The organism is Variovorax sp. Soil_C_12, assembly GCF_057657375.1.
This window is the reverse complement of sequence record NZ_JBDGIO010000015.1, coordinates 123092-144074: the sequence shown is the minus strand read 5'-3', so window position 1 is coordinate 144074 and position 20983 is coordinate 123092. Positions and strand designations below refer to the sequence as shown.

The 20983-nt window shown below is 61.2% G+C and carries 14 protein-coding genes and 3 pseudogenes; 6 read left to right on the top strand and 11 right to left on the bottom strand.

All coding sequences use genetic code 11. The features are described 5' to 3' along the window. Nucleotides 1–1047: 1047 nt before the first annotated feature. Both AC3A6X_RS29940 and AC3A6X_RS29935 read left to right on the top strand, forming a co-directional pair. On the top strand, nt 1048–1245 hold the full coding sequence (locus AC3A6X_RS29940; RefSeq protein ID WP_487845574.1) for a hypothetical protein: 198 nt from the start codon (nt 1048–1050) through the stop codon (nt 1243–1245). Then, nucleotides 1229–1714, top strand: a pseudogene (locus tag AC3A6X_RS29935) (transposase); the annotation flags it as partial. The gene AC3A6X_RS29940 and the pseudogene AC3A6X_RS29935, both read left to right, overlap by 17 nt. An 83-nt stretch (nt 1715–1797) precedes the next feature. Here the strand turns inward: AC3A6X_RS29935 and istB are convergent. After that, complete coding sequence (gene istB / locus AC3A6X_RS29930; protein ID WP_487845573.1) at nt 1798–2559, bottom strand: IS21-like element helper ATPase IstB; 762 nt, start codon at nt 2557–2559, stop codon at nt 1798–1800. Then, the gene (gene istA / locus AC3A6X_RS29925; RefSeq protein WP_487845572.1) at nt 2549–4159 is read right to left on the bottom strand and encodes an IS21 family transposase; all 1611 of its coding nucleotides are present in this window, start codon (nt 4157–4159) and stop codon (nt 2549–2551) included. Before istA ends, istB begins: the two co-directional genes overlap by 11 nt. 510 nt (nt 4160–4669) lie before the next feature. On the opposite strand from istA, the pseudogene AC3A6X_RS29920 reads away from it, so the two are divergent. Together AC3A6X_RS29920 and AC3A6X_RS29915 are read left to right on the top strand one after the other, a co-directional pair. Beyond that, a pseudogene (locus tag AC3A6X_RS29920) lies at nt 4670–4801 on the top strand (transposase domain-containing protein); the annotation flags it as partial. A gap of 3 nt (nt 4802–4804) precedes the next feature. Next, nucleotides 4805–5305: a hypothetical protein gene (locus tag AC3A6X_RS29915; protein ID WP_487845571.1), complete on the top strand. Its 501-nt coding sequence runs from the start codon at nt 4805–4807 to the stop codon at nt 5303–5305. A gap of 113 nt (nt 5306–5418) precedes the next feature. On the opposite strand, the gene AC3A6X_RS29910 is transcribed toward AC3A6X_RS29915, so the two are convergent. Continuing rightward, nucleotides 5419–6123, bottom strand: coding sequence for a hypothetical protein (locus AC3A6X_RS29910; protein WP_487845570.1), 705 nt, complete (start codon nt 6121–6123; stop codon nt 5419–5421). Nucleotides 6124–6375: 252 nt separating this feature from the next. Between AC3A6X_RS29910 and AC3A6X_RS29905 the strand changes: the two genes are divergently transcribed. Next, nucleotides 6376–8412 carry a hypothetical protein gene (locus tag AC3A6X_RS29905; RefSeq protein WP_487845569.1) on the top strand — a complete coding sequence of 679 codons (2037 nt, stop codon included), beginning with the start codon at nt 6376–6378 and terminating at the stop codon, nt 8410–8412. Nucleotides 8413–8531: 119 nt separating this feature from the next. On the opposite strand, the gene AC3A6X_RS29900 is transcribed toward AC3A6X_RS29905, so the two are convergent. The 5 genes and pseudogenes from AC3A6X_RS29900 to AC3A6X_RS29880 form a co-directional block, all read right to left on the bottom strand. Further along, the gene (locus tag AC3A6X_RS29900) at nt 8532–9008 is read right to left on the bottom strand and encodes a transposase (protein ID WP_487845580.1); all 477 of its coding nucleotides are present in this window, start codon (nt 9006–9008) and stop codon (nt 8532–8534) included. A gap of 411 nt (nt 9009–9419) precedes the next feature. Further along, a complete protein-coding gene (locus AC3A6X_RS29895) occupies nt 9420–9872 on the bottom strand; it encodes an ISL3 family transposase (protein WP_487845568.1) in 453 nt (150 codons plus the stop codon). Nucleotides 9873–9933: 61 nt separating this feature from the next. After that, nucleotides 9934–10116: pseudogene (locus AC3A6X_RS29890) on the bottom strand (ISL3 family transposase); the annotation flags it as partial. A gap of 457 nt (nt 10117–10573) precedes the next feature. Beyond that, nucleotides 10574–12256 carry an HD domain-containing protein gene (locus AC3A6X_RS29885; protein WP_487845567.1) on the bottom strand — a complete coding sequence of 561 codons (1683 nt, stop codon included), beginning with the start codon at nt 12254–12256 and terminating at the stop codon, nt 10574–10576. A gap of 105 nt (nt 12257–12361) precedes the next feature. Further along, the gene (locus AC3A6X_RS29880; RefSeq protein ID WP_487845566.1) at nt 12362–15106 is read right to left on the bottom strand and encodes an NACHT domain-containing protein; all 2745 of its coding nucleotides are present in this window, start codon (nt 15104–15106) and stop codon (nt 12362–12364) included. Between the two features lie 457 nt (nt 15107–15563). Between AC3A6X_RS29880 and AC3A6X_RS29875 the strand changes: the two genes are divergently transcribed. Further along, the gene (locus AC3A6X_RS29875) at nt 15564–16433 is read left to right on the top strand and encodes a hypothetical protein (RefSeq protein WP_487845565.1); all 870 of its coding nucleotides are present in this window, start codon (nt 15564–15566) and stop codon (nt 16431–16433) included. Nucleotides 16434–16964: 531 nt separating this feature from the next. Here the strand turns inward: AC3A6X_RS29875 and AC3A6X_RS29870 are convergent. The 3 genes from AC3A6X_RS29870 to AC3A6X_RS29860 form a co-directional block, all read right to left on the bottom strand. Further along, nucleotides 16965–18932: an ATP-dependent nuclease gene (locus AC3A6X_RS29870; protein WP_487845564.1), complete on the bottom strand. Its 1968-nt coding sequence runs from the start codon at nt 18930–18932 to the stop codon at nt 16965–16967. A gap of 1009 nt (nt 18933–19941) precedes the next feature. Beyond that, entirely contained in the window at nt 19942–20220 is a 279-nt protein-coding gene (locus tag AC3A6X_RS29865) for a hypothetical protein (RefSeq protein WP_487845563.1), read from the bottom strand. A 439-nt stretch (nt 20221–20659) separates the two neighbouring features. Then, the gene (locus tag AC3A6X_RS29860) at nt 20660–20980 is read right to left on the bottom strand and encodes a helix-turn-helix domain-containing transcriptional regulator (RefSeq protein WP_487845562.1); all 321 of its coding nucleotides are present in this window, start codon (nt 20978–20980) and stop codon (nt 20660–20662) included. Nucleotides 20981–20983 lie beyond the last annotated feature (3 nt).

Genomic DNA, 20983 nt, shown 5'->3' with positions numbered 1-20983 from the left:
AGGGATGGAGGCTGGGGCGCGATCTGGGCAAGAAGGCCCGCAGTTGAAGATTGCTGCAGTGCACACCCCCAGGAATGGGAGGCTCTCGATCACGCGAGCCGGCCAGCGCCGCATGCCGTGGCGCAGGAAGCTCTGGCGAACCCAGGACGGCAGCGGCGCAGCACAGCGCCGGCACCGCACGGCGCTCGGCGACACGAGGGCGCCGGGCACCGCGGCGGCGAGTTCGGCGGCGGGGTCAGTGGAGCATCGAGCGCCGGCGCCGGGCTACCCTGATGCGTCACGAAGTTGACGCCGCCGTCCAGTGCGGCGGCGTCCTGATCGGCGCGCTGCTCAGATGCGCACTCTTGGCGACGCTGGCGCCAACGGCGTGAACGCGCCGCGTGGGCCAGGCGCCCGGCGCGACTGCGCTGGTAACGGCTTCCGGCCGCGCGCCGCGACTCCAGGCGTGCCGCGCGCGAACACGCTCGGCCGCAGTAGCGCTGGCCGCGGTCGCAGCGGCTGCACAGCAGCACCTGCTCGCGGCAACGCGCACACACAAACAGGCGGGCGGGATGGTCGACCACTGCCGGCTCCTCGGGAGGACTCCCGAGGCACGCCAGCGCGATGCAGTGCCGTGTTACGCCGGACCTCCGGCTACACTGCGACCACATCCCGCTTCATCGGCGCGGTGTAGGGCACGGCGTTCGGTTCCAGCTGCCACGCGAAAGGCCGACGCCGTGCCCGCCTACCTCTCGGGCACGGCGCAGTTGTATCGCACTCACCAAGCAGCGCTGCCCACCAAAGTACGTGGCCCGTCAGGCAGGCCGCCCAGCAGGGCGGCCTGCCTGACGACTTCCCCCGCGAAGAACGATCAGCCCAGAAACGCCCTCGCCGCCGCTCACCACAAACGGCAGCTCACCAGCCCTTGGCCAAAAAGCGCCGTCTCGCCGCCGAATAGGCGCGGTTCCTGATCGCCGTTCACATGAGATGCTATGTGGGCCTCGACAAGCCAGGGCTTCGCGCTAGAAAGGCAGTTTCAAACACCGTCATCTGCGAAGGAGTACGGACATGACGTCAACCCGGACAGTCCCACGCAACGACCATACGGCAAAGGCCGGTGACCTGTACATAAGCTTCGAATTGAGTGACAAGCGTTGGAAGCTCAGCGTAGGGGATGGCGGCCGCAGCGTGAGTCGATACACCGTCAACGCCGGCGACAAGCAGGCCGTTGCCGACTGCATCGTCCCACTTGCGCGCGAAGATTGAGCGCGAACTCATCCGTCTCAAGCTCGTGAAGGAGCAGTTTCGCGCAATCGAGACCGAGCGCGAGCGTGAGCTCGCCGAAGGCAAGCAGCCCATGGTCGCCCAGCTCATGCGCTTGGGGGCGATCGGCGTCCGCGGAGCATGGATGCTCGTCAAGGAGGTATTCGGGTGGCGGCAATTTTCGAACCGCCGCCAACTGGCAGGTAGTCTGGGCCTGGCTCCCACGCCGTACGCCAGCGGCGACAGCGAAATCGAACAGGGTATCAGCAAGGCAGGCAACAAACGGGTACGGACAATGCTGGTAGAACTGGCCTGGGGCTGGCTGCGGCGTCAATCCGACAGCGCACTCACGCAGTGGTTCAACCGGCGCTTCAGGACGGCTGGCATGCGTATGCGACGTGTGGGCATCTTCGCGCTCGCGAGGCGGCTGGCCATAGCATTGTGGCGCTTCCTGAACGACGGAGTTATCCCCGAACCCCGATCGACACTTCAAACTCCCCCACCTGTGGACAGTCAAATTCCTCCAGGCAGGACAAGGGTTGCATTATTGATCGGTCACGCCTCGGCTGCGATCGCCAGGCGTGCGGCGGCCTCCTTCAGCCGGTAGCTCCTTCCTTCGAACTCGAGCATGACGGCGCGATGCATCAGTCGATCGAGGATGGTGGTTCCCATGGTTGCATCGCCGAGGTATTTGCCCCAGTCCTGCACGACTCGGTTGGAGGTCACGACGATGCTGCCGCGGCGCTTGTAGCGCTGGTGCACGATGGTCTGGAGCAACTCGGCGGCGGCGTCGGAGATGCGCCGCGCGAGGAAGAGGTCGTCGAGCACGAGCAGATCGGATTCGACGTATGCGCGCATCAGGGTCGTCTGCTCCTTGGGGTTTGCCAGTGCGAAGCGGGCGAACTCGGTGTCGGCCTCAAGGTAGCGAACGTCATGGCCTTGCAGGGTGGCCTGGTAGGCGACGGCTTTGGCCACATGCGACTTCCCTGTGCCTGGCTTGCCGATGATCAGGGCATTGGCGCCGTCGGCGATGAACTTCAGCGTGTGCAGCTCAAAACACGCCTGACGAGGCAGCTTGGGGTTAAAGCGCCAGTCGAAGTCGGCGAGCGTGGGCCGTTCATCGAGACGTGATTGCTTGAAGCGCCGCTCGGTCAGGCGCGAGTGGCGCCGGTCGAGCTCGTCCTGGAGCAATCCTGCAAGCGTCTCCAGCAGCGGCTGCTGCGAGGCCTGCGCCTGCATGACGCGGGTGTTCAGGGTTGCGGCGATGCCTGACAGGCGCAGCTCGCGCAGCGTGCGTTCGATCTCATTAATGGTCATGCGCAGTACCTCCAGGGGTCAGGGGAGCGGAAGGCTGTGCCGAGGCACAGCGAGAGAACAACTCGGCGTAGATGTCGGCGGGACGGATCAGCGGGTGTTCCTGCGTCAGCGTGAGTTCCAGCTGGCGTGGTTCTTCGGTGCGTTCGATGGCCGCCAGCGCTTCGGCGACGATCTTCTCGGTCAACCTCTTGACGTGGCTGTAGCTGTAGATGCCGTCGCGCATCGCCTGCGCACAGGCGCGGTCCACAAGGCGGCGTGGGTAGCGATCGGCCAGGCGGACGATGCCCCAGAGCTTGCGCTGGCCGACGCGGCCTTCGACGGCGAACAGCAGTTCGCACAGCCGCTCGGCGTCATTGCCGATCGCCTTGGCTTGCGCGAGGATGCGGCGGGTCTCGCGTGAAGGGTTGAAGACTCGCTCCTCCATCGGCAGCACGACGCTGCCGGGACGCTCGACACGCTCGTGGCTGCGCAGCAGCGCCTGGGTCTTCAGGTCACGGATCTCGATGCGGTGCTCGAACACGCGCACCAGCACGTGGCTGCCGATGGGCGCCGGCCGCGCGCCGTAGCTGCTGTGATCGACGCGCACGCAGCTGTCGTCGCACACGGTGCGCTGGGCCTCGGTGAAGTACTGCATGCCCAGCACCGGCAGCGGCTGCAGCAACGGCCCCTCCTCCTCGAACATCGCCTGCACCTGACGGCGCGCGCTGCCATGGATGCGCGAGGCGGCCCACTTGGTCTCCCAGTGTTCGAGGAAATCGTTCTGCTCGGCCAGTGACTCGAAGCGCCGTCCCTTCAAGGCCGTGGCCTGGGTGTGACCGATCGCGTTCTCGACCGAACCCTTGCGATTGGGATCACGGACGCGGGCAGGATCGGCGATCACGCCGTAGTGGGCCAGCGTGGCCGCGTACACGGAGTTCAACTGCGGCTCGTACAGGTCGGGCTTGACGACGCCTTCCTTGAGGTTGTCCAGAACTACATAACGGCAACTGCCGCCAAAGTAGCGCCATGCCTGCTCGTGCAGCTGCGCCCACGTCTGCTGGCTGGACTTCCAGACGACACGGCGGAAGCTGCGCCTGGAGTAGCGCAGTGTCGCGACGAACAGCCGCGGCTTGCGATAGCGGTCGGTTCCCGGCACGCGCGTTGGCGCGCCTTCGCCGTAGTCGACTTGCATCTCTTCCCCAGGGAGGAACTCCAGGCGGTCGAATTGTTCGGGCTCGTGCTGGCGAAGCTTGCGCGCGAAGCGCATCACCGAGCTGTAGCGGGCGGTGAATCCGTGCTGGTCGACCAGATCCTGGTAGATGGCCATGGCGTTGCGCCGCAGCCTCAGTTGCGCCTCGATGAAGCTGCGATGCGGCTCGCACGCCGAGACCGTCGCGGGCGAGCGCGCGGGCGTCGGAGCCGGTGGACGGGGTGGAGGAGTTTGCCCTCCGGGGTCGGTGGACACCCCGGGGGAGTTTGCTGCCATGGCAGCGAAGCGCTTCTGGTATCCCCGGATCGTCTTGCGATCGATGCCCGTCACGCGCTCGATCTCACGTTGGCTGGCCCCGGCGCCCAACAGGGTCCAAATGGTCGTCTGCAAATGCGGCTTCAAGACATTCACTCCAACACCCCCTCATGGCTGAGGGGGCAGAAAGTAACGTCCTGCCCGAAAGCGGCTGCCGGGAGCGCCGGCGCCGCCTACTCCGTCACGGCCAAATGGCCGGGGCGGGGGAATTTACGTGTCGATCAGTGGGGGAGTTTGCGTGTCGTTCGGGGCCCCGAAGGAGCTCGCCTCAAGTCTATTGTCTCAACTGCTTGAGAAAACTGCTCAACACACGTCCAGCAGAGTCATCATGATCGAAGGTCAACGCGCCCGAGGCACCAGCTGGTCGCTGCATGCTGACCGTTCATTGAGAAGGGGCGCGTTCGAAAGTGGGGATTGCCGGCGCACTTGGCGCGCATGTGGCATGTGGTGCCTGGCTCGAGGGCCTCGCACGGATAGAAGTTTGGCCCGGCATCGAGCCGTGGCTATCGATTTCCCCCGCCTTGGGTCACATTGGACGCTCACAAGTCTTCTAGGCCCAGTGCCGCCATAGTGCTCATCTGGCCCCTTGACTACAGTCCCCATAGAAGTCTGGTGCAGTCCGCCAAGCTCAATGGTCAAGATCCGTGGGCGTACCTGCGCGACGTGCTGGCGCGCATCCACTCGCATCCGAGCCACCGGCTCGATGAACTGCTGCCGCATCGCTGGCGGCAGAGCTGACAAATGGGCGTGATCACGCAGGCCGTGATGGTCCAGGCGGCCATCGACGTCAACGGCATGGACCAGGAACAGAAGGTGCGCTTGGCCGACGAGATCTTTGCTCAGCAGCCCAACCTGCTCGCCTCGATCCTTGCGCTGCCTCGGATGCGAGTCGGCATGGTGCAACTGGAGGTGCCGCTGCACATCCTGCTGGTGACGTTCCAGGCGATGAAGCGCAGCGGCCATACGTGGCCGATCGTCTCGGAGGACGTGCAGGCCAGGTGCATGCAGCGCTTGACGGCCCGCGCGCGCTTCAACGAGGGATTGCCGGGCGGGCTGGCGGGCCAGGTCGCGCAGCAGTTCTGCGACGAGCATCCCGAGCGCTACCTGCTCGCGTTCGTCTACGGATACCTCGGCGACCACGACTTGCTGCGTGTGCGTACCGATGCCGAGAAATACCTGCTGCAGGCCGCCCTCGACCTCGTGGAGTGCGTCGCCTTCGTTGGATCCACGACCGTCTCTTGAGGATTACGGGCTGCGGCCCGGGTCAAGATGGAACGACAGGACGCTCACTTGCCATGAGCACCTTTTTCAAAACCGCGCATATTCGCCGGTGACAGAGCCCAGTGTCCAGAAAGTCAGCATTCTGAAGTTGCAGCGACGAGATCAACGACCACGGGCTTTGAAGGCTTCTTCTGGGGCTTTCCGATCAATATTCTGGCGACGACCCATACCCACAGGATGAGCGCTGCTGCGCTCAAGATCCCCACCCCCCACCCCGTGCCGCACAAGTACTCGGGCCCTTTCATGAAATCCTGAGTCTGCGCATCGAACTCACGGTAGCCATACCAGAGGATGTCATCCGGCTTTGCGCCTTCAGTGACGCGCAACTCGCACACTTTGAAGTGGTTTCTCCACTGGTCCTTGATGAGATCTATGTCCTGGAAGAACACCTTGCCTTTGTAGAACCTGTACGTCATGTAGATGGTGGCGATCACGGGCACCAGAAAAAAGAGGATGAACGAACACCATTGAAAGAGGCGGCCGCCGGGCGTCTTAGGATCCACATCTTTGCGATCGAAGAAGAAGACCGGGAACCGGTCGGCGCGCTCGAGATGGCGCCCCTTCATCCAAAGCAGCGTCACGATCGAGATGAACAGCAGCAGCGTATTTTGAGTGATCGCGGCGAGCTGCGGCGTGGCCCGTGCCTTATAACCGAGCAATCCGCGCGATGGATCCTCGGACTCCGGAAGACCCACGTTTCGCAGATAGGCGTAGAAGGAAAAGATCAGCAAGGAGGCCACCAGCAGCGACCAGACCTGGCGCACGGCGCGTTCACTCATGAGCAACTCCTATCGCACGATCGCCATTGACCGGCAAGCCGCTTCCGAAGCAATGCCTCGTGGCGCTGCAGCTTATTCCGACGGAGGCGCGCTGTCGTACTCCCGTTTGGGGACTGTTGCGTCGGCTCCCACTTTACGAGTTTCGATTGCGAGCGTCCAATCGCACGTCGGACGCTAAGTTCGAGCGGCCCACGCCAACGTCACGTATCCGTTCCGTCGGCGCTCAGGAGGGCCAACCGGTTGGAGGCGAACATGACGAAATCGTGCCATCGGGGAACGCCGCCGAGCCGCTCGGGCCGGCGGGCGGGGATGCTGGCAAGCGTGCTGCTCGGAGCATGCTTGATCCTGCTCGCGACTGCGCCCTGGGCTCAGCCCCGTTCGCCAGGCGCGGCGCGGACGGAAGCGATCCGCAAGGTCGTACCCCAGAAGGTCGACTACCTGGAGCAGCAGGTCATCTCGATGCAGGCCTCGCTCGATAGCCTGAAGTTGATCACTCCGACCGCCTACTTTTCGCTTTCCCATGATGTGATTAGGCCGTACCTCGAGGAGTCCCTGAGGGCGGCAGCCAAGCGAGTCGTGAGCTCACAAGAGGCGGGCCTGCTATTTCGCATCAACAGTCTCAACGTTGAGACAGTCAGCGCCACGCTGGATGGCCAAGGCGCGCGTATCGAGCTGACATTCAAGTCCGAGGTCAGCTTCGCGGGGGTGACGCTGCGTTTGCCCGGACGGGCCGCTGGTTTCGTCATATTCTCGGTAAGAGATGGCGAATTGTTCTGCTATCCCTACCTCTCCTGGGCAGAGATTGAACATAGGCTGCCTGGCCATCTATCGAGCTTCGCGGAACTGGCCGTCAATTTCCTGACGGATCGGCTGGCAGGTTTGATGACTCCGACGCCCATTCGAATTCCCGACGAGCTCATGCTCGACTGGAGCGAGGCCGTAGCGCAGGCCAAGGGACGTCTGAGCGTCAAGTGGGAGGCGACGCCGCCGAGCACCCGACTGACACTCAAGCGCTCGGCGTTGTACGTCACCAAGGGCCAAGTCCAAATCCTAGCTGAGCTTGGGCCCGTCGGACCCGGCGCCGCTGCGCCGAATACGACTCAAGCCTGCAACGCGGTGGCGCCGTCCCAACCGCACACCGAGGCCGACCGCGTTCGGCTGAGCAAAGAATTGAGAGATTGCTTCGCGGCTGCGCTGCGCCAACAAGAAGTGAAGCCTCTGCCCCAAGCTGCCGCCACAGCGCTGATTTGGCGAAGCTACCTGAACACCGTCATAGAGGATGGATTCAAAGGCGTGACGAACATTTGCTTCTCCGACCGCGTGGCGGACGAGACGTTTAAAACCAATCAGACGGTCAGACTGGCCAATTCGCCGAGGTTTGAGTGCCGCCAATTGGACGAGTGCGCCCAACGGCGGGAGTGCCAGCCGAATCAAGAATGCCGACCGAAGAAGAAGTGCAAAGGTGGGTTCGGTAAGTTTTCGTGCGAAGCATCGAAGACCTTGAGCAAGGCCGGCTGCGAGGTGGACAAGAGCGTGGATCGAAGTAGGTGCGAATGGAGGAAGGTATCGAACAAGCCGATGTGCGAGATGAGCAAGACACTCAAAAAGCTCGGGTGCGAGGTCAACAAGGGATTCATCAACTTGGTGGACGACCCGCTAGGTGATGTCAAGGTGTCTGGACGCATGTCGGGCTTCTACGAGGTTTGCGCCAGTAAGCTGGCTGTCAAGGGAGCCACGAGTGTCAAGGCGATAGCCGATCTCACGGCGGGCGCGGACGTCTCAGGAAGTCTGCAGTTTGTGCCCAGGGGGGCTGGGCATGGGCTGGTGTGCGTGTCCAAGTTCAAGGAAGCCTTCAGCCTCAGGGTGGACGTCCCACCGCAAAAGAAAGAGGCCTCCTTCGAAGTCGTGGCACGGGATGGCAGCCTGCGGCTTGCCGTGCACCAACCTGCGTTCGCGACCAAGCTGTCGAACTCACTGTTCGAAGAGCTGTTTGTCAAGCATCCACACCTAATGGTGAACTGTATGGGGCCGATGACGCTTTTGGCGGCTCATGAGGGCGCGCAGCGCCTCCTTGCCGGTGAGCGATCGGAGTTCTTCACTCGCACTCTGGAGATCAAGCCTCGCACCCACGAAGTGAAGTTGGCGTTGGGCGCCAAGCGGATCGTTGGCGAGGATGCTGGAACTGCCACCTTGGTACCGATGGTCGTGCTTGGCGCAAAGACGATCCGCGTGAGTTGGCAACCTTTGGACGCTCGCAAACTCACGACGCCTCGTGCGCGCGCTGGTTGACGTAGCACGCACAGTTGCAGCGAGGATCCAAAGACCGCTTCCGGGATCGTTTGCCGCCGGCTGTCGTGAAGAGTAGTAAAAGCGGTTCTTCCGCACTTGATGTGACGACGGCCCTCGTTTCAATTGGGGTGCAACGTTCGAATCCGCAGCAAGTCGAGGCTTGCACGACCGTACATCTGGCGCTTGAGGAACTTGAGTCGGTTGACCTGCCCTTCGACCTGTCCGCTGCTCCAGACCGATTCAAACGCCGCGCGTACCGCTGACAAGTCGCCCTTGAGCCCAACCGCGAAGCGGCGCAGTTCGGGTACACCGCAACTGCGTGCCCGTGCGAGCCAGCCGTCGAAGCCGATGACGTCGCGACGATGGACCAGCCCAAGAAAATGCCGAGCCATGTGACCGGCGATGGCGATCGAGGGTTCGATCCTGCAAAGGGTATCGACGAACCGCTTGTGATCGCTGTGCTTCCGCTCGTGATTGCCGCGATCGTCCCAGCCGACGAGCCAGGCATAGGCCCGCCCTGGTGAAGGGCGAGCAAAGCGTTCGACACCGGTTGGAGATCCGTGTGGCTGCTGCGCCGTGGCGCGTGTTCGCGCCATCTCATTGCGCACGGTGTTTCGACTGCCCGCAAAGCCTTGGCCTTGCAGTTCGTGCCAGACACGGGTGGCGCTGACGCAGCCTTCTGCGGTGCGGAAGTCGACGTATTCACGATGGGCATCGAGCATCTGGTAACCCCTCGTGCGCTGCGCCCGTTCGGGAAACGAGCCGGAGCGAATGAAGTTGCTTATGGTGCGTTGGTCAAGGTTCATCGCGCGGCCGATCGCCTTGAAAGTCTCTCCGAGATTGTGCCGACGCACGGCCTCTTCGTAGAGGGCGAGTCGTGCCGCGCGGCGGTCGATCCCGAGACGCTGCCAGATGGTGAGCGCGAGTACCTTGGCGCCGTTGTCTGCCCTGAGCGGCTCACGTCCAACGTACAGTGCTTGGCCCACCAGCCTCGCCGCTTCTCGCAGCTACGCGGACTGACGCATCAAAAGGCGCTCCACTACCTCCCGCAGATTGCTCAGAAGGTGCCAGCGATCGGCGACCTGCTGCGCTGCAGGTGCTGCGCTTTGAACAGCGTCCGAATAGGCACCGGCCCGGTCTCTGGCGACCACCGTGACAGTCGGGTGACGTAAGAGCCAGTCGGCGACCATTGACGTCTCCCTGTTGCCGATTAGCTCGATGGGCCTGCGCAATTGCAAATCGACAATGATCGTCCCATACCGATGGCCGCGGGCCATTGCCCAGTCATCGATGCCGACAACGACGGGCGCTGTCTCTGGCGGCTGGCATCCGGCGCGGCGCAGCTCGCGCAGCACGGTGTCGTCGCTGATGCGCATGCCGAGGCGGGCTGCCAGTCGAGGGGCTGCCGCGCCGCCGAGCGCGTAGCCCAGTGCCCGCAGTGCGCTGCTTGCAGTTCGCATTCCCACACTTGAAGCGACGAACCTCGATCGAGATTGTCACGGGATGACCGAAACAGGGCTGATCGTCGAGCTGACGATGGTAGCGACCGTGTACCTGGTCGCTGCGGCGCGAACATTTCGGACATTCGGCCCATCGGGTTGAACTGGTCGCCTCCACGAAAAGGCGCTCGTTCTCCTCGTGCCACTCGATGATTCGCTTGCCGACACCTGCAAGTGAACTCGTCAGACCGGGAATGACAATCATCGCACCCCTCCGTTGAAGTTGGACGTCGATCATGCCGCCGGCACCGTGTCGTCACATCAAGTGCGGAAGAACCATCTTTACTTCCATGACGAACTGGTCGGATCAACTGTTCGGCTTGGTTCGGCCGCCCAATGCTGCTTCCACGCGGTGGTTGGGGCCGGCGCATCAGATGTTCAGCCCCAAGCCCTCCCGGCGCCTGAGCCTGGGCAACTACGACGCATTTCGGAACTGGCTGGTGATCGAGGCCGACCCGCTATCGAGTCGTTCACCGAGCGCCCTGCCCATGCGGACGGTCCGCGCAGTACGGTCATCGACTTCTGAGTCTAGCTTCGCAATGTGCCGGCGAGTTCTGGTTCATCGCGCTGCGAGGTTTCGGCGCCCCGACGCGACCTCCGAGCAGTGGAGGCCGGGCAGCGGCGTCTGGCCGACAGCACATTGGCGAGTTAAGGCCGGCGGCCTACTTCCCTCCTCGTTTGCGAGGACCAGTGCGCGATCCCTTGCCGACTTCCATCGCTGATCCGTCGCGCGTCCATGTCCTGCTGACAACGCGGCCACCGTCCATCCATGCCACGCCTTCGGCGCGGCGCCAAGTTGCGGCGGCGTTGCTTCCTCCTGGCCATGCATTGCGCTCCGCCACCAGGAGCCACACGCAGCTCAGGCCGGCTTCACGCCTCAGACGTTCCAGCGCGCCCTCGCTCAGGAGCACTACGTTGTCCTCTTCCTTAAATTTGCGAATGAAGACACCTTGCCCTGCAGAGTCGACGAGCGTGTCGCCAGCACTCGGCAAGACGGTCATCTTCAACTTGTTCGCAAGCCAATAGGCCGGCAAGTACGCCCGAGCGCCCTCCGCGAGGCTGAGGTCGAGGTGCGACTCCCACACGTATTGGCAAATTGGGTACGCCAGGCGGATAGAAGGTGGCACCCGGACGCCTCTGTCTGACCAGTGCTCCATCGGCGCAGTCGCCCTCCAGAAGATCTCGCCGAGGTACGGGCCATCCGTTACCTGAGGGACCTCCCAGTGGCTGACGTTGATGTCCTTGTCTTCCACGAGTGTGGCAATGAACTCCTCGAGACGCGAAGTCTCGACGAACACACTGAAGATGCGCCGAAATTCCTGTTGACGCATGCCATGTTCCACCGACTTCTCGAGGTACCGCTCGGTCTTGTGCACGTGCTCGTAGAGAACGACCCATCGTTGGCCGCCTGCGTCAATGCGCGCAACCTTCTTGTCAAACTCTTTACTAGGGTTATCTCGCGCCGGCCACGCGCTCAGCTCGTCCTCGGCGACCTCCTCCAGGGTGATGGGCTCGTCGAACGCCCAGACGTCGTCTGGCCGGGCGGTCAGCCCAGGATCGTGAGAAAGCACTGTCGGGTCGACATCCCTGACGAAACCGAGATCCGTTGGAAAATCGTAAGGACGCAGAGTGCGGTCCTCCTGCCACCCTGACTCCAGGCACAATGTGGATGCCAAGCCGCACAGCAGTTCGCTCAACGCGAGCCACTGATACTTCTTGCCCAGCCTCTCAACGACAGGCCGCTCGCTGCTGGAGGAAGATTGAGGTCCTTCGACCTCAATGGCGGGCCCGCCTAGTTTGATGGCACGCATCGCAACCCAAGTCTGACAACGCTCGACGTCAACACGTTCGGCAGGTTCCGAGTGGCTGTCGTCCAACCAAGGCACCGCGTCCTCTTGGAAGCTTCGCAACTCTTCTGGCGACAGCAGGGCGAGAAAGCGCTTGCGTAGAAGCTCGGCTCGAGCCACCTCGCGCTTCGACGGAGTTTTCCGCTCGAAGATCAACTTGCTCTCTCGCTTCACCATCTGCGGCATGTGCATCAGGCGCAGATGTTCCTCGAGGTCGTGGAAAGCTGCGACCCTATCGATCCTGTCGGCAAGAACAGTGGACCTGAAATTCCTGAATGCCGACTCCTTGGTCGCGATGGGCAAGGTATCCAAGGTGACCGCTGTGATCCGGCGCACCGTGGGCTTGATCTCGTAGTCTCCGAAGTCGCCAAGGTGCAAGCACGACGAGACGATGCGTTGCGCCCCTCTGCTCAGCTTGCTGTCGGCCGCAGAAGTCAGCTTTGGAACCTTCTTCGGTTCTACACCAGTCTCGGCATACGGCGGCTTGCAACGAGCCACATCTAAGTCCCCAATTTCGGCACCGACATGAGCAGCCAGCTCGACGATGGCGCGCGCGTAGTCCCGTAGCAGCAGGTCCTTTCGCGGCGAGGAGGAGAAGACCGATTACCAAGCCGCCCGTGCATACAGCTGAAGCCTTCCCCGAGTCGGGTTGTGGCTGCACGCGCCAAACGCTGCTGCCCACAGCCGCTCGAGCACGTAGTTATCGTCGACGTCCTTCAGCTTGTCGACCAAATACAGCAGTAGGTCCGGCTGGGCGAGCATCAGGTGCGACAGCGCCTTCGTCGCCGTGTCCCGAACCGGGCGGTTGGTACAGGTCAGGCACCAGGCGAGCGCCAAGGCGGCGAGCTCTCGCGTTCGGTTGATCGCCGTCCTGGCCTCTGGGCTCGCACACCACTGGAACAGCACGTTCAGCCCGTGACTTCCGTCGTCGCGGTCAATCTCATTGAGCGCGAGAGTCCACCGGAGGTCTCGCTCGGGCATCGGCGTTGCGCTAAGGCGAGCATGCATGCCCTCGGCGTTCCAAGGATGGTCAGCAACTGTCGTCAGCTCGAGGAGCAACGATACGGTCCGTCTTCCATTTGCGATCCACTGCGCGAACAGCTCAGCCGTTCGTCCGCTGAATGCGCTGGGGGCCCGCAAGCGAAGGCTGTCTTCGAAGGCCGGCTTCATCACCTTGAAGCCCCGCCACCGCGGAAGTCCGCCGGGCATGACGTCGATCAGCTCCTCCCCGTACCGCTCAGGTATCTGAATGGCGAGCGCGCCGATGAGACCTGGACCCCCCATCGCCCACTGTCGGTCGTCGGTTAGAAAGTGCAGTGGGCCACCTACGGTGAACGCGCCGATGACGTCAGTGACTCCTTCGAGCAAGGCTTCCGCCATCAGCTGGTCCTGGAACCGCTGAAATGAAAACCGGACGACGTCGATGCTCTCCGGCAGTGGATCATCGGCCGCTACAACGAGCTCCGGGTCCGGGTCGAAGCGAAACAGGCCACTGCGATGGATTGTCTCCAACCAAGTCTGGTTGTCAGGCTGCACGAAGGACGCGAAGATTGAACGGGCGATAGCGTCGGCGGCGTCTCTTGAGAGGTGGTCACGCCGGTTGGCGGCCATGGCCCGCGCGATCGACGAAAGCGCTGTCCGCGTCGGCACCACGAGATCGTCGCTACCGTCGTAGGCGGGCGCAAGATGTCGGGCGACACTCTCGAGGTACAGCGCCAGAATCCTCTTGATGCCCACGAGCCCACGTGGAAACTCATGCTTGCCTTCGCGTTGCAGGGCGACGCACACGCTGCGCAAGAATAGCGGATTTCTGAACTCCTCGGCCAGCCATGGTGAGCTCGGGCGAGCAATCCCCTTGTGGTCCATGTACACCCGGGCAGCTGCCTGTTGCTCCTCGAGCGTCTCGAAGCCGCGAACTTCAAACTGTGGAACTCGAACTTCGACCGTCTTCGGCACCACATACGGCAGGTACTCCGATCGGCAGCTGAGCACGCACACGATGTTCTCGAACGGCTTGAACGTCGCTAGAAAACTCGCGACTTCGCTTCGCCAGAGACTTGCGCCTGCTCCTTCATTCAGCGCATCGACCAAGAAAAGCGCGCGCTTGCTCGCTGCTTCGGCGGCCGAGTCCAGCGCCTGCAGGAACGTCTCCGGCGGACCCACGATGCCGAGTCGGCTGAGGATCTGCGGCCAGATGGGGCCTAGACGCAGGTATTGACCCAGCACCAGCACGGCCGGCCGCCCTTCCGCCACCGCTCGCTCTGCCTGGCCGGCAAGGAGGTGAGACTTGCCGGAGCCCCCGCGACCAAACAACAGGACCGCCCGTTCGTGTTCCGCGTGCAAGGCGCTGCTAGACCAGGCCTTGCCGAGCAGTTCAACCTGTTGGGCTAGCTGACCGAGGCCAACGAGGATGTCTTGCACATCCTTGTCGGCGAGCCTGGCGGCTTTTCTCGCCTCGTCCCGGATCGAGGTTGCCAGCACGGACACGCTGCCCTGGGCTAGGCTCGCCAGGGATGCCCACCTTTCAGCCTCCCAAGGCACCCAAGGTGAGCCATTGAGTGCGGACGCGACCGCCAAGACGCCCGCAACATCGGTGCGAGCGTGCTCCACTTGTTCGGTGCGCGGCCCGGGATCGCCGGGCACCTTGCCGAGATGTCGGTGCGCAGCGTCCCTGATGAGGCCAAGACGCTCTCGGAAGCGCTCAAGGGCCTTGTCACTGCGGACGAGCACATCGAACAGCTGCTCGACGCCAACGGGCACGTTGTCTTCGGCGTGATAGCGCTCGTCCAGGTCGGCGACAGCTCGCTTTATTCGCTCGGCAAGCCACTCTGGGTCGAGAGACAACTCGCCGAACCATCGCGCCAGCATGCCCGCCATCGGGGGCAATCCGAGCATGTCCCGCAGGTCAGTCGCGGTCCAAAGTTCAAAGGCAACTTCGTGGCCGAGTGAGCTCGTCGCTTGCGCCTCCCAGGCCTTCTTGTGCTCTTCCCACTTTTCCCAGCCGGTCTTTCCCTTGCGTACGGTCCTGTCAGTAAGGTCGCAGGCGAGCGCGATGACGTACGTGCGGAGCTTGGGATGCAGCTTTAGGGCAGTCTGAACTGACTCGTCGATCGCGTCCCAGCGGACTTCACCGGACCGCATGTAGTACTTTGCTTGGTAGCCGACCTCGCTACCGTCCGCCAGCACCCAGTAGCCTTCGACACCGCCGTCCCCTCCGGCGCCGTGGATGCGCCTGAACTCGACAGCCTTCTCCGGTCGGCGGCGACGGGCAAGCTGGCACGTCAGCTCCTCAAACGCATCGTCTTGGCCACGCGTTGTGCAAAGAATGTCCTCGAATCGAACCGGCATATGTTTCGCTTGTTTACTGAGCCTTTGCGGCCGCTGCAACTCTAGCCGGTGATTGACCTCGAAGCTGCTGCGCCCAGAAGGCTCCCCTCGTGATGAACCACTGCTTTAAGCTTATGCGATCACCACTCGAAAAGTCTGCAGTCGGTCGGGAGTACCAGTTCAAGTCTCCAGAGAGCGGACGTCGCATAATCACAGCCGGTTAAAACTCCGGCGAGGTCGGCGCAACCCTCGAAATCGGTCGTAGGATACGCACGGCCCGCGGCACCCGGAATGACCCTTGGACCGCGAGTTCAGGGTGCGGCCATTCGCCGACAGCAACCGCTGCGAAGCTGCCTGGAGCGAGCGTTGCTTCAAGACTTTCTTGCCGTCCTTCGGCTTCGAGTATGACGTGGGTTGTCAACCAGTATCGGTCTTTCAGTCGATCGTCCGAATGTCATGATATTGTTCTAAGCGACACTTGCTCTCACCGGAAAAAGAGGAAGAAGCGATGCCGTTCCGCAATATGTCCACGGACGAGATGCGTAGCATCGTTCGCCACCAGATCGAAACGTTGGAGCGTTGGCTGCGGCGCCTGATCGACGATGCGGTAAGCGCGCACTTCGGTGGGACCTTGGCGGCCCTGCCCATCAAGCAGGACATCAAAAATCAGGTCGCGGATCGCCGCGGCCGCGAACCATCGCGCTATCCGCGCGAGGTTGATGCGCTGCTCTTCGATGACCTTGTCACCATCCTCTGCCATCCGCAGCTATACGGCCCCCGCTTCCAAGACGGCTTGAAAGACGCTTTTCCTGACGGCGCGCCCGAGGCGCGCACCTTTCTCGATCGGATTGTCGAGGCGCGAAATCCGCTCGCGCATGCGAACGAGATTACGCGGCATCAAGCCTTGCGCGTGGCGTGCTATTCAGCCGATGTGATCGAGTCCCTAAAGGCCTACTACGCGAGACATAACTTGGCTCAAACCTATAACGCACCGTCCTTCCTCCGAGTCTGGGATGACTGGGGGAATAGCGGACAGGTTGATCGAACCGAAGGATGCGAATTTCATTTCAAGGGAACGCAGCTCCGTCCGGGGGATACTTTGCAGTTGGAGGTGCAGCCGGACGAGAGCTTTCTCGACGACTCGTACCGGATCGAGTGGAGGGTGTGCAATGTGCCGCAAGGCGAAGCTGGCTCGGGGAGAAGCTTCTCGCTCACGCTCAAAGACCGGCATGTTACTCAGAATGGTCTCCCGATTCGCGCGACACTTTTCTCGAACCGAGATTGGCACAGGCACGGCGCCCATGACGCCATGTTCCACGTCTTTTATTTAGTGTTGCCGCCGGCATAAAGCGCGATCAACAGCGACGTTACCCTACCTGTCGGCGCCTCGATGCCCGTGCTGGGTGCCGTTGCTGGCGTTAAAGGCAGCGAGCGCTTTGTCAAGGATTTCGCCTCGGCGATCCGCGATCTGCGCACTAGGCGCGTATGCGGCGTCGACCGCGCAACTGAGCTCCACGCCGCCGCAGGCGCACGCCTACCTGATGAGCCGCCATAGGGCACGCGTGTGCGCCGCCGGCGATCCGAGGGATCACTGAGATGACGCTTCAAGACTGGTTGCCGAAGTTCGGCGGAGTCGACCTCGAGACCCGCTCAGTGGCCGATTGCGGACGTCCAGAAGTCTGTTCAGCGGCGCATTCCACTTTCAATCTCCAGAGCCGCAGGGAGTATTCGAATCTCTCCGTTTCCGACAAACTTCGCCGTGGACTCGCAATTCTCGTCCTCCGGGGAGGACAGCAACAATGTGGTCCACGGCGATGCGAGAGTCTCTACGCAAGAACAGGTCTGACTGATCCTGTAGTGCGACTTTCGAGTGACCCCTTCACTCCGTCATGACTGCATTGTTGTCGGAAGGAGTGGTACTGCTCCGGCTATGAAAATTCCAAATTGCATCGCATATTGTTGCAAGCTCATCGCGATGCTCTGACGGCAGTTCGTTCCAAAAGCCCGACAATGCGCAGAGGCCTATCACTTTCTCCAAATCCTTTCCTTTGTGTCCGATTGGAAGATACGCTTCAATTGCGCCTTGCCTAAGTAGGTAAATTCGTTGTGCGGCGAGCTCGTTGATGAAGTCATCGAGCGCCTTGATTTCCTCGGATGTTAAATCATGCCGGAGTTCGCGCCGCCGTGATTTAATGTACTCCCAAATTTCACGAGATTGATCCCAGCTTCCGCCACCTAAGGCAGCCTCAATGGCGGCGACCATGGTGGATGCATCGATACTCTTGATATTTTCAATTACGTCCTCCTTGATCTCTTTGGTGTTGGTTTTAAATAGTTGCTTTAGCTTTAAAGATCCAATTTGCTCAATGTAGTCCCGGTCCGCGATGATGGAGTATGGAATATGACACGCCTCAAGTAGCTTTTTGTAGGCTCCGAAAAATCCCTTGCCGCCAATTTCAACTACTTCTATGATGGGCTTCGCCTCGCGTCCTTTTGAACGTTCGTCCAGAATGCGTTCAAATACCAGTCTGTCGGAAATTCCTTCAACCAAAACAACGGCATCAGCAAAAAATAGCCTCTCGTTATTTTGACTGTTGATAATGTTTAGGAGATGTTTTGCCTCGGGCAATGTGTTGCTATTTAGCCGAACTATCTGACTTTCTTGCTTCACCGATGACACCCTCGATACATACTGAATTGACTGCGGAGAAATGAAGGTGGGTGAATGCGTTGCTATGAGGAATTGATTTCCGGTTGCGGCCGAGAGTTTTGCAAAAATTGAAAGCAAAATCCGTTGCCATTTCGGATGTAAGTGAAGCTCCGGTTCATCGACCACGACCAAGGCGTCTCGAACGTTGAGTCCAAATATGACAAAGAGATAGGTGAGAAGCTCCCGCTCCCCAGACGACGCCGCGTTGACCAAGAACGACGTGCCCTGCTTGCTGAGCCGTATGTTGTATTCGTTTGTCATCGGATTGAGGGTCTCGAGCTTCCATTCATAGCCGAGTTCCAGCAATATCTCAGTCAGCTGTTTCATGTTGGGATCGTCCGCAAAATCAGTTTGCGCTCGCCCTCTGTCCTCCTCAAGAAGTAATCTATATTTCTGGGCAAGTCGTCCAATTGCTAGTTGGACATAACTTCCACCCGATCGCGAGCTCACGGCATCAAGACCTCTCTTTGTTTCGAACTCGTTGTACCCTGCCAATCCAATGCTTGATTGAAATCCAGATGATGCGCGCGTTACAGGCAAGTACAAAACTGGCAACGAGAGGCGATCGTATTTATAATCCTCTCGCACTCGCTTATCCATCTCGTATATTCTGAGGTACTGAAGGAAAAGAATGGCCTCAACGGAGTTGTCATGAGAAATCGAGCCATCTTGGATGCGATAAACTACTCGCGTGCCTGGAGCTAATTTCTCCAGTTGCCAATTTAGCGCCTCATTCAGAGTTAGATTTCGATAGCGCCTAGATGCCAGTTCCATCAGGGGTTTGGCATCTTTTTTCATGACGCTCATGTTGTCAAGATCAGGTTTTGTGATTTCAATTTCAATCTCGATAACTTGGGGCGCATTGGGATCGCGCGAATGCTTTTCAAGCGTCATCTGATTTAGTTGATCGTTTTGTCTGAACTCATACACCATTTCTTGACCGTTCCCGCCAGATATTTGGGCGGGGTATGCAGAGGCAAAGAGGCTTTTTCTAAGGGACACCACGACTGCGTCGAGCAGATTTGTTTTGCCTCCTCCATTCGGTCCAATGATGATGGATATGTCGCCATCAAGGAGGAGTTCCTGACGTCCCAAAAAACTTCTGACATTGGTTAGCGCGATTTTCTTGATCTTCATGCGTTGTATGCGGTGCTAGTAGCGTAATTTCGGGAAAATTTGCGATCTCGTTGTCCCACAAGTGGTTGGATGGCACATCAACACTCGAGGGGATCGCAACACTTCAGCGGATCGGCAGGGCAGATTCTGCGCCTGGCGGTCAATGCTGATGGGCTGCGACGGGCTCAAAATGGTCAGTCTTCTAGTAGGGTGACTCTCGTTCTGTTCCTGACGCGGGCCAGTCGCCAGCGGTAACCTAGACCCAAGCGCCAGATACTCAGATGCCCTTCCTGCCCCAAGACATCGACGCGCGCCTGAGCGCAATCTACGAGGAGGTGATGTGGGTTCGCGCGCCGGCCCAACACAACTTGAATGCCATGTCGCGGCGGGCGTCGATGACCCAGAGGAGTTCTTGCGCATGATCGTGGACTGCGAACAGGTCCACCTAGTCACCTTTCACGAGAACTGCGCAGCGATGTCGGCGCACGGCAACTACGAAGTCGCGAACTCATCGCCTGGCGGGAGGTGCCGCCCTCGCTGCAGCGCCGCCTGTGGTCCAAGTGCCTGCGCGGGCGGGTGGCGAATGCGGTGGGTTTCGCGCCCAAAGCCTAAGCACCGTCTTCACCTTCCTAAGTACGCCTAGTTTGCAGTCTAGTGCGGCAGTGTTTGCAGCCTGGCCGCATAGTGGCTCGTTGCGGTCGTCCGTGTCCGCCGTCGGAAGGACCGCTAACGCTGCGAAGCAGCCTGTCGCGCGCCATCATCTCACGGGCAGTTGCCCTCCCCCCATACTGCATTGCCAGCTCATCACGCTGGTGCGCCGCAGACCCGCACCACCGGTCATCTCGCAATGGGCGGGCATGCTCACGATGACCGCGGGCGGTGGTGGCGGTGGTGGCGGTGGCAGCGCGGCCTGCACCCGCACCTCCCAGCCGAGCTCCCCCGCCCCCGCCCAACGCCCTGCCCGCCTTAGAACGCGTTAAACACCGCTAGTTGGCCGCAGCCTGTCCCTGGACGTTTTCGGGCACCCGGATTACGCCGCGCAGGCGCTCGCGCTCGAGCGAGCCGACCCAGGCGCGGGCGTACTGGGCTTCGTTGATGAGCTGCGCGTTTGAGCGGAGAGCCCCCAGCGGCTCTCGAACCACAGCGTTAGATAAACTGCGCGCGGGGCGTTGCCGCTGGGCGCGTAGCGCTGCAGGGTGCGCAGGCTCACGCCCAGATGGTGGGCGATCTTCTGGCGCGGCTCGGTTTGGTCAGCGAGCAGATAGGCCAGGGGCGGCAGCCGTGCGAACGAGGGCGCGAGGAATGACATGGGAAAGCTCCTGCAAGAGGCGAGACAGCGGTGGTGCCGGCTCTCTGCCAGGCCATGTCAGTTTGTCGCGGTGAGGTGGCGCCTCTTCTGCCGTGCCGTGCGGGCTTTTCAGGCGCTGTGGGGCCGTTTAACATAACAAGGCATGAGCAATTTTCTTCTTTTGCATGACTTTTGCATGACATGACATGTGGGAGCAAAGGTGCAGCGTCGCGTCCCTGGCCGTGTAGAAATGTCGCCCTTCCGTTTCGGGGATTGGCGTATGTATTCGATGGCCTGAGCATTACTTCCAGGGCTGCGCTCAATCACCTTGCGCAACGCGTCATTCATGCTGCTTGCCTCCCCCGCCGCGTCGGGGTCGACTGTCAGCTTCCCAGCGCCCGCTATTGCGACGCAGGCTCCGCGAGTTGCTGGGCCGGGGCCGCAAGGGCGACAAGTGTGCTCAGTGCGCCCGCGCGGTGATGTGCAGCGTCAGCCCGGCGTGGCGCTGCAGGTGGCTGATGATGGCGAACAGGTTGCGCGCCTGAGGATTGCCCGTCGGACCGAACATGCGGATCAGGCTCTTAGGCGATGCGCCGGTTTCGGCGCCGAGTTGCTCGAAGCCAACCGTCGCCTTGATGTAGTCGCGCAGGATCGCCTTGCCGGTGTCCACGTCGCCGGCCAGCATGGTCTCGATGCCTTCCTTGAGCAGGGCATCGCGGAATTTAGGATCGGCCTGGACGCGCGCCAGGATCGTTTGCTTGAAGTCACGGGTTAGGGCCATGGT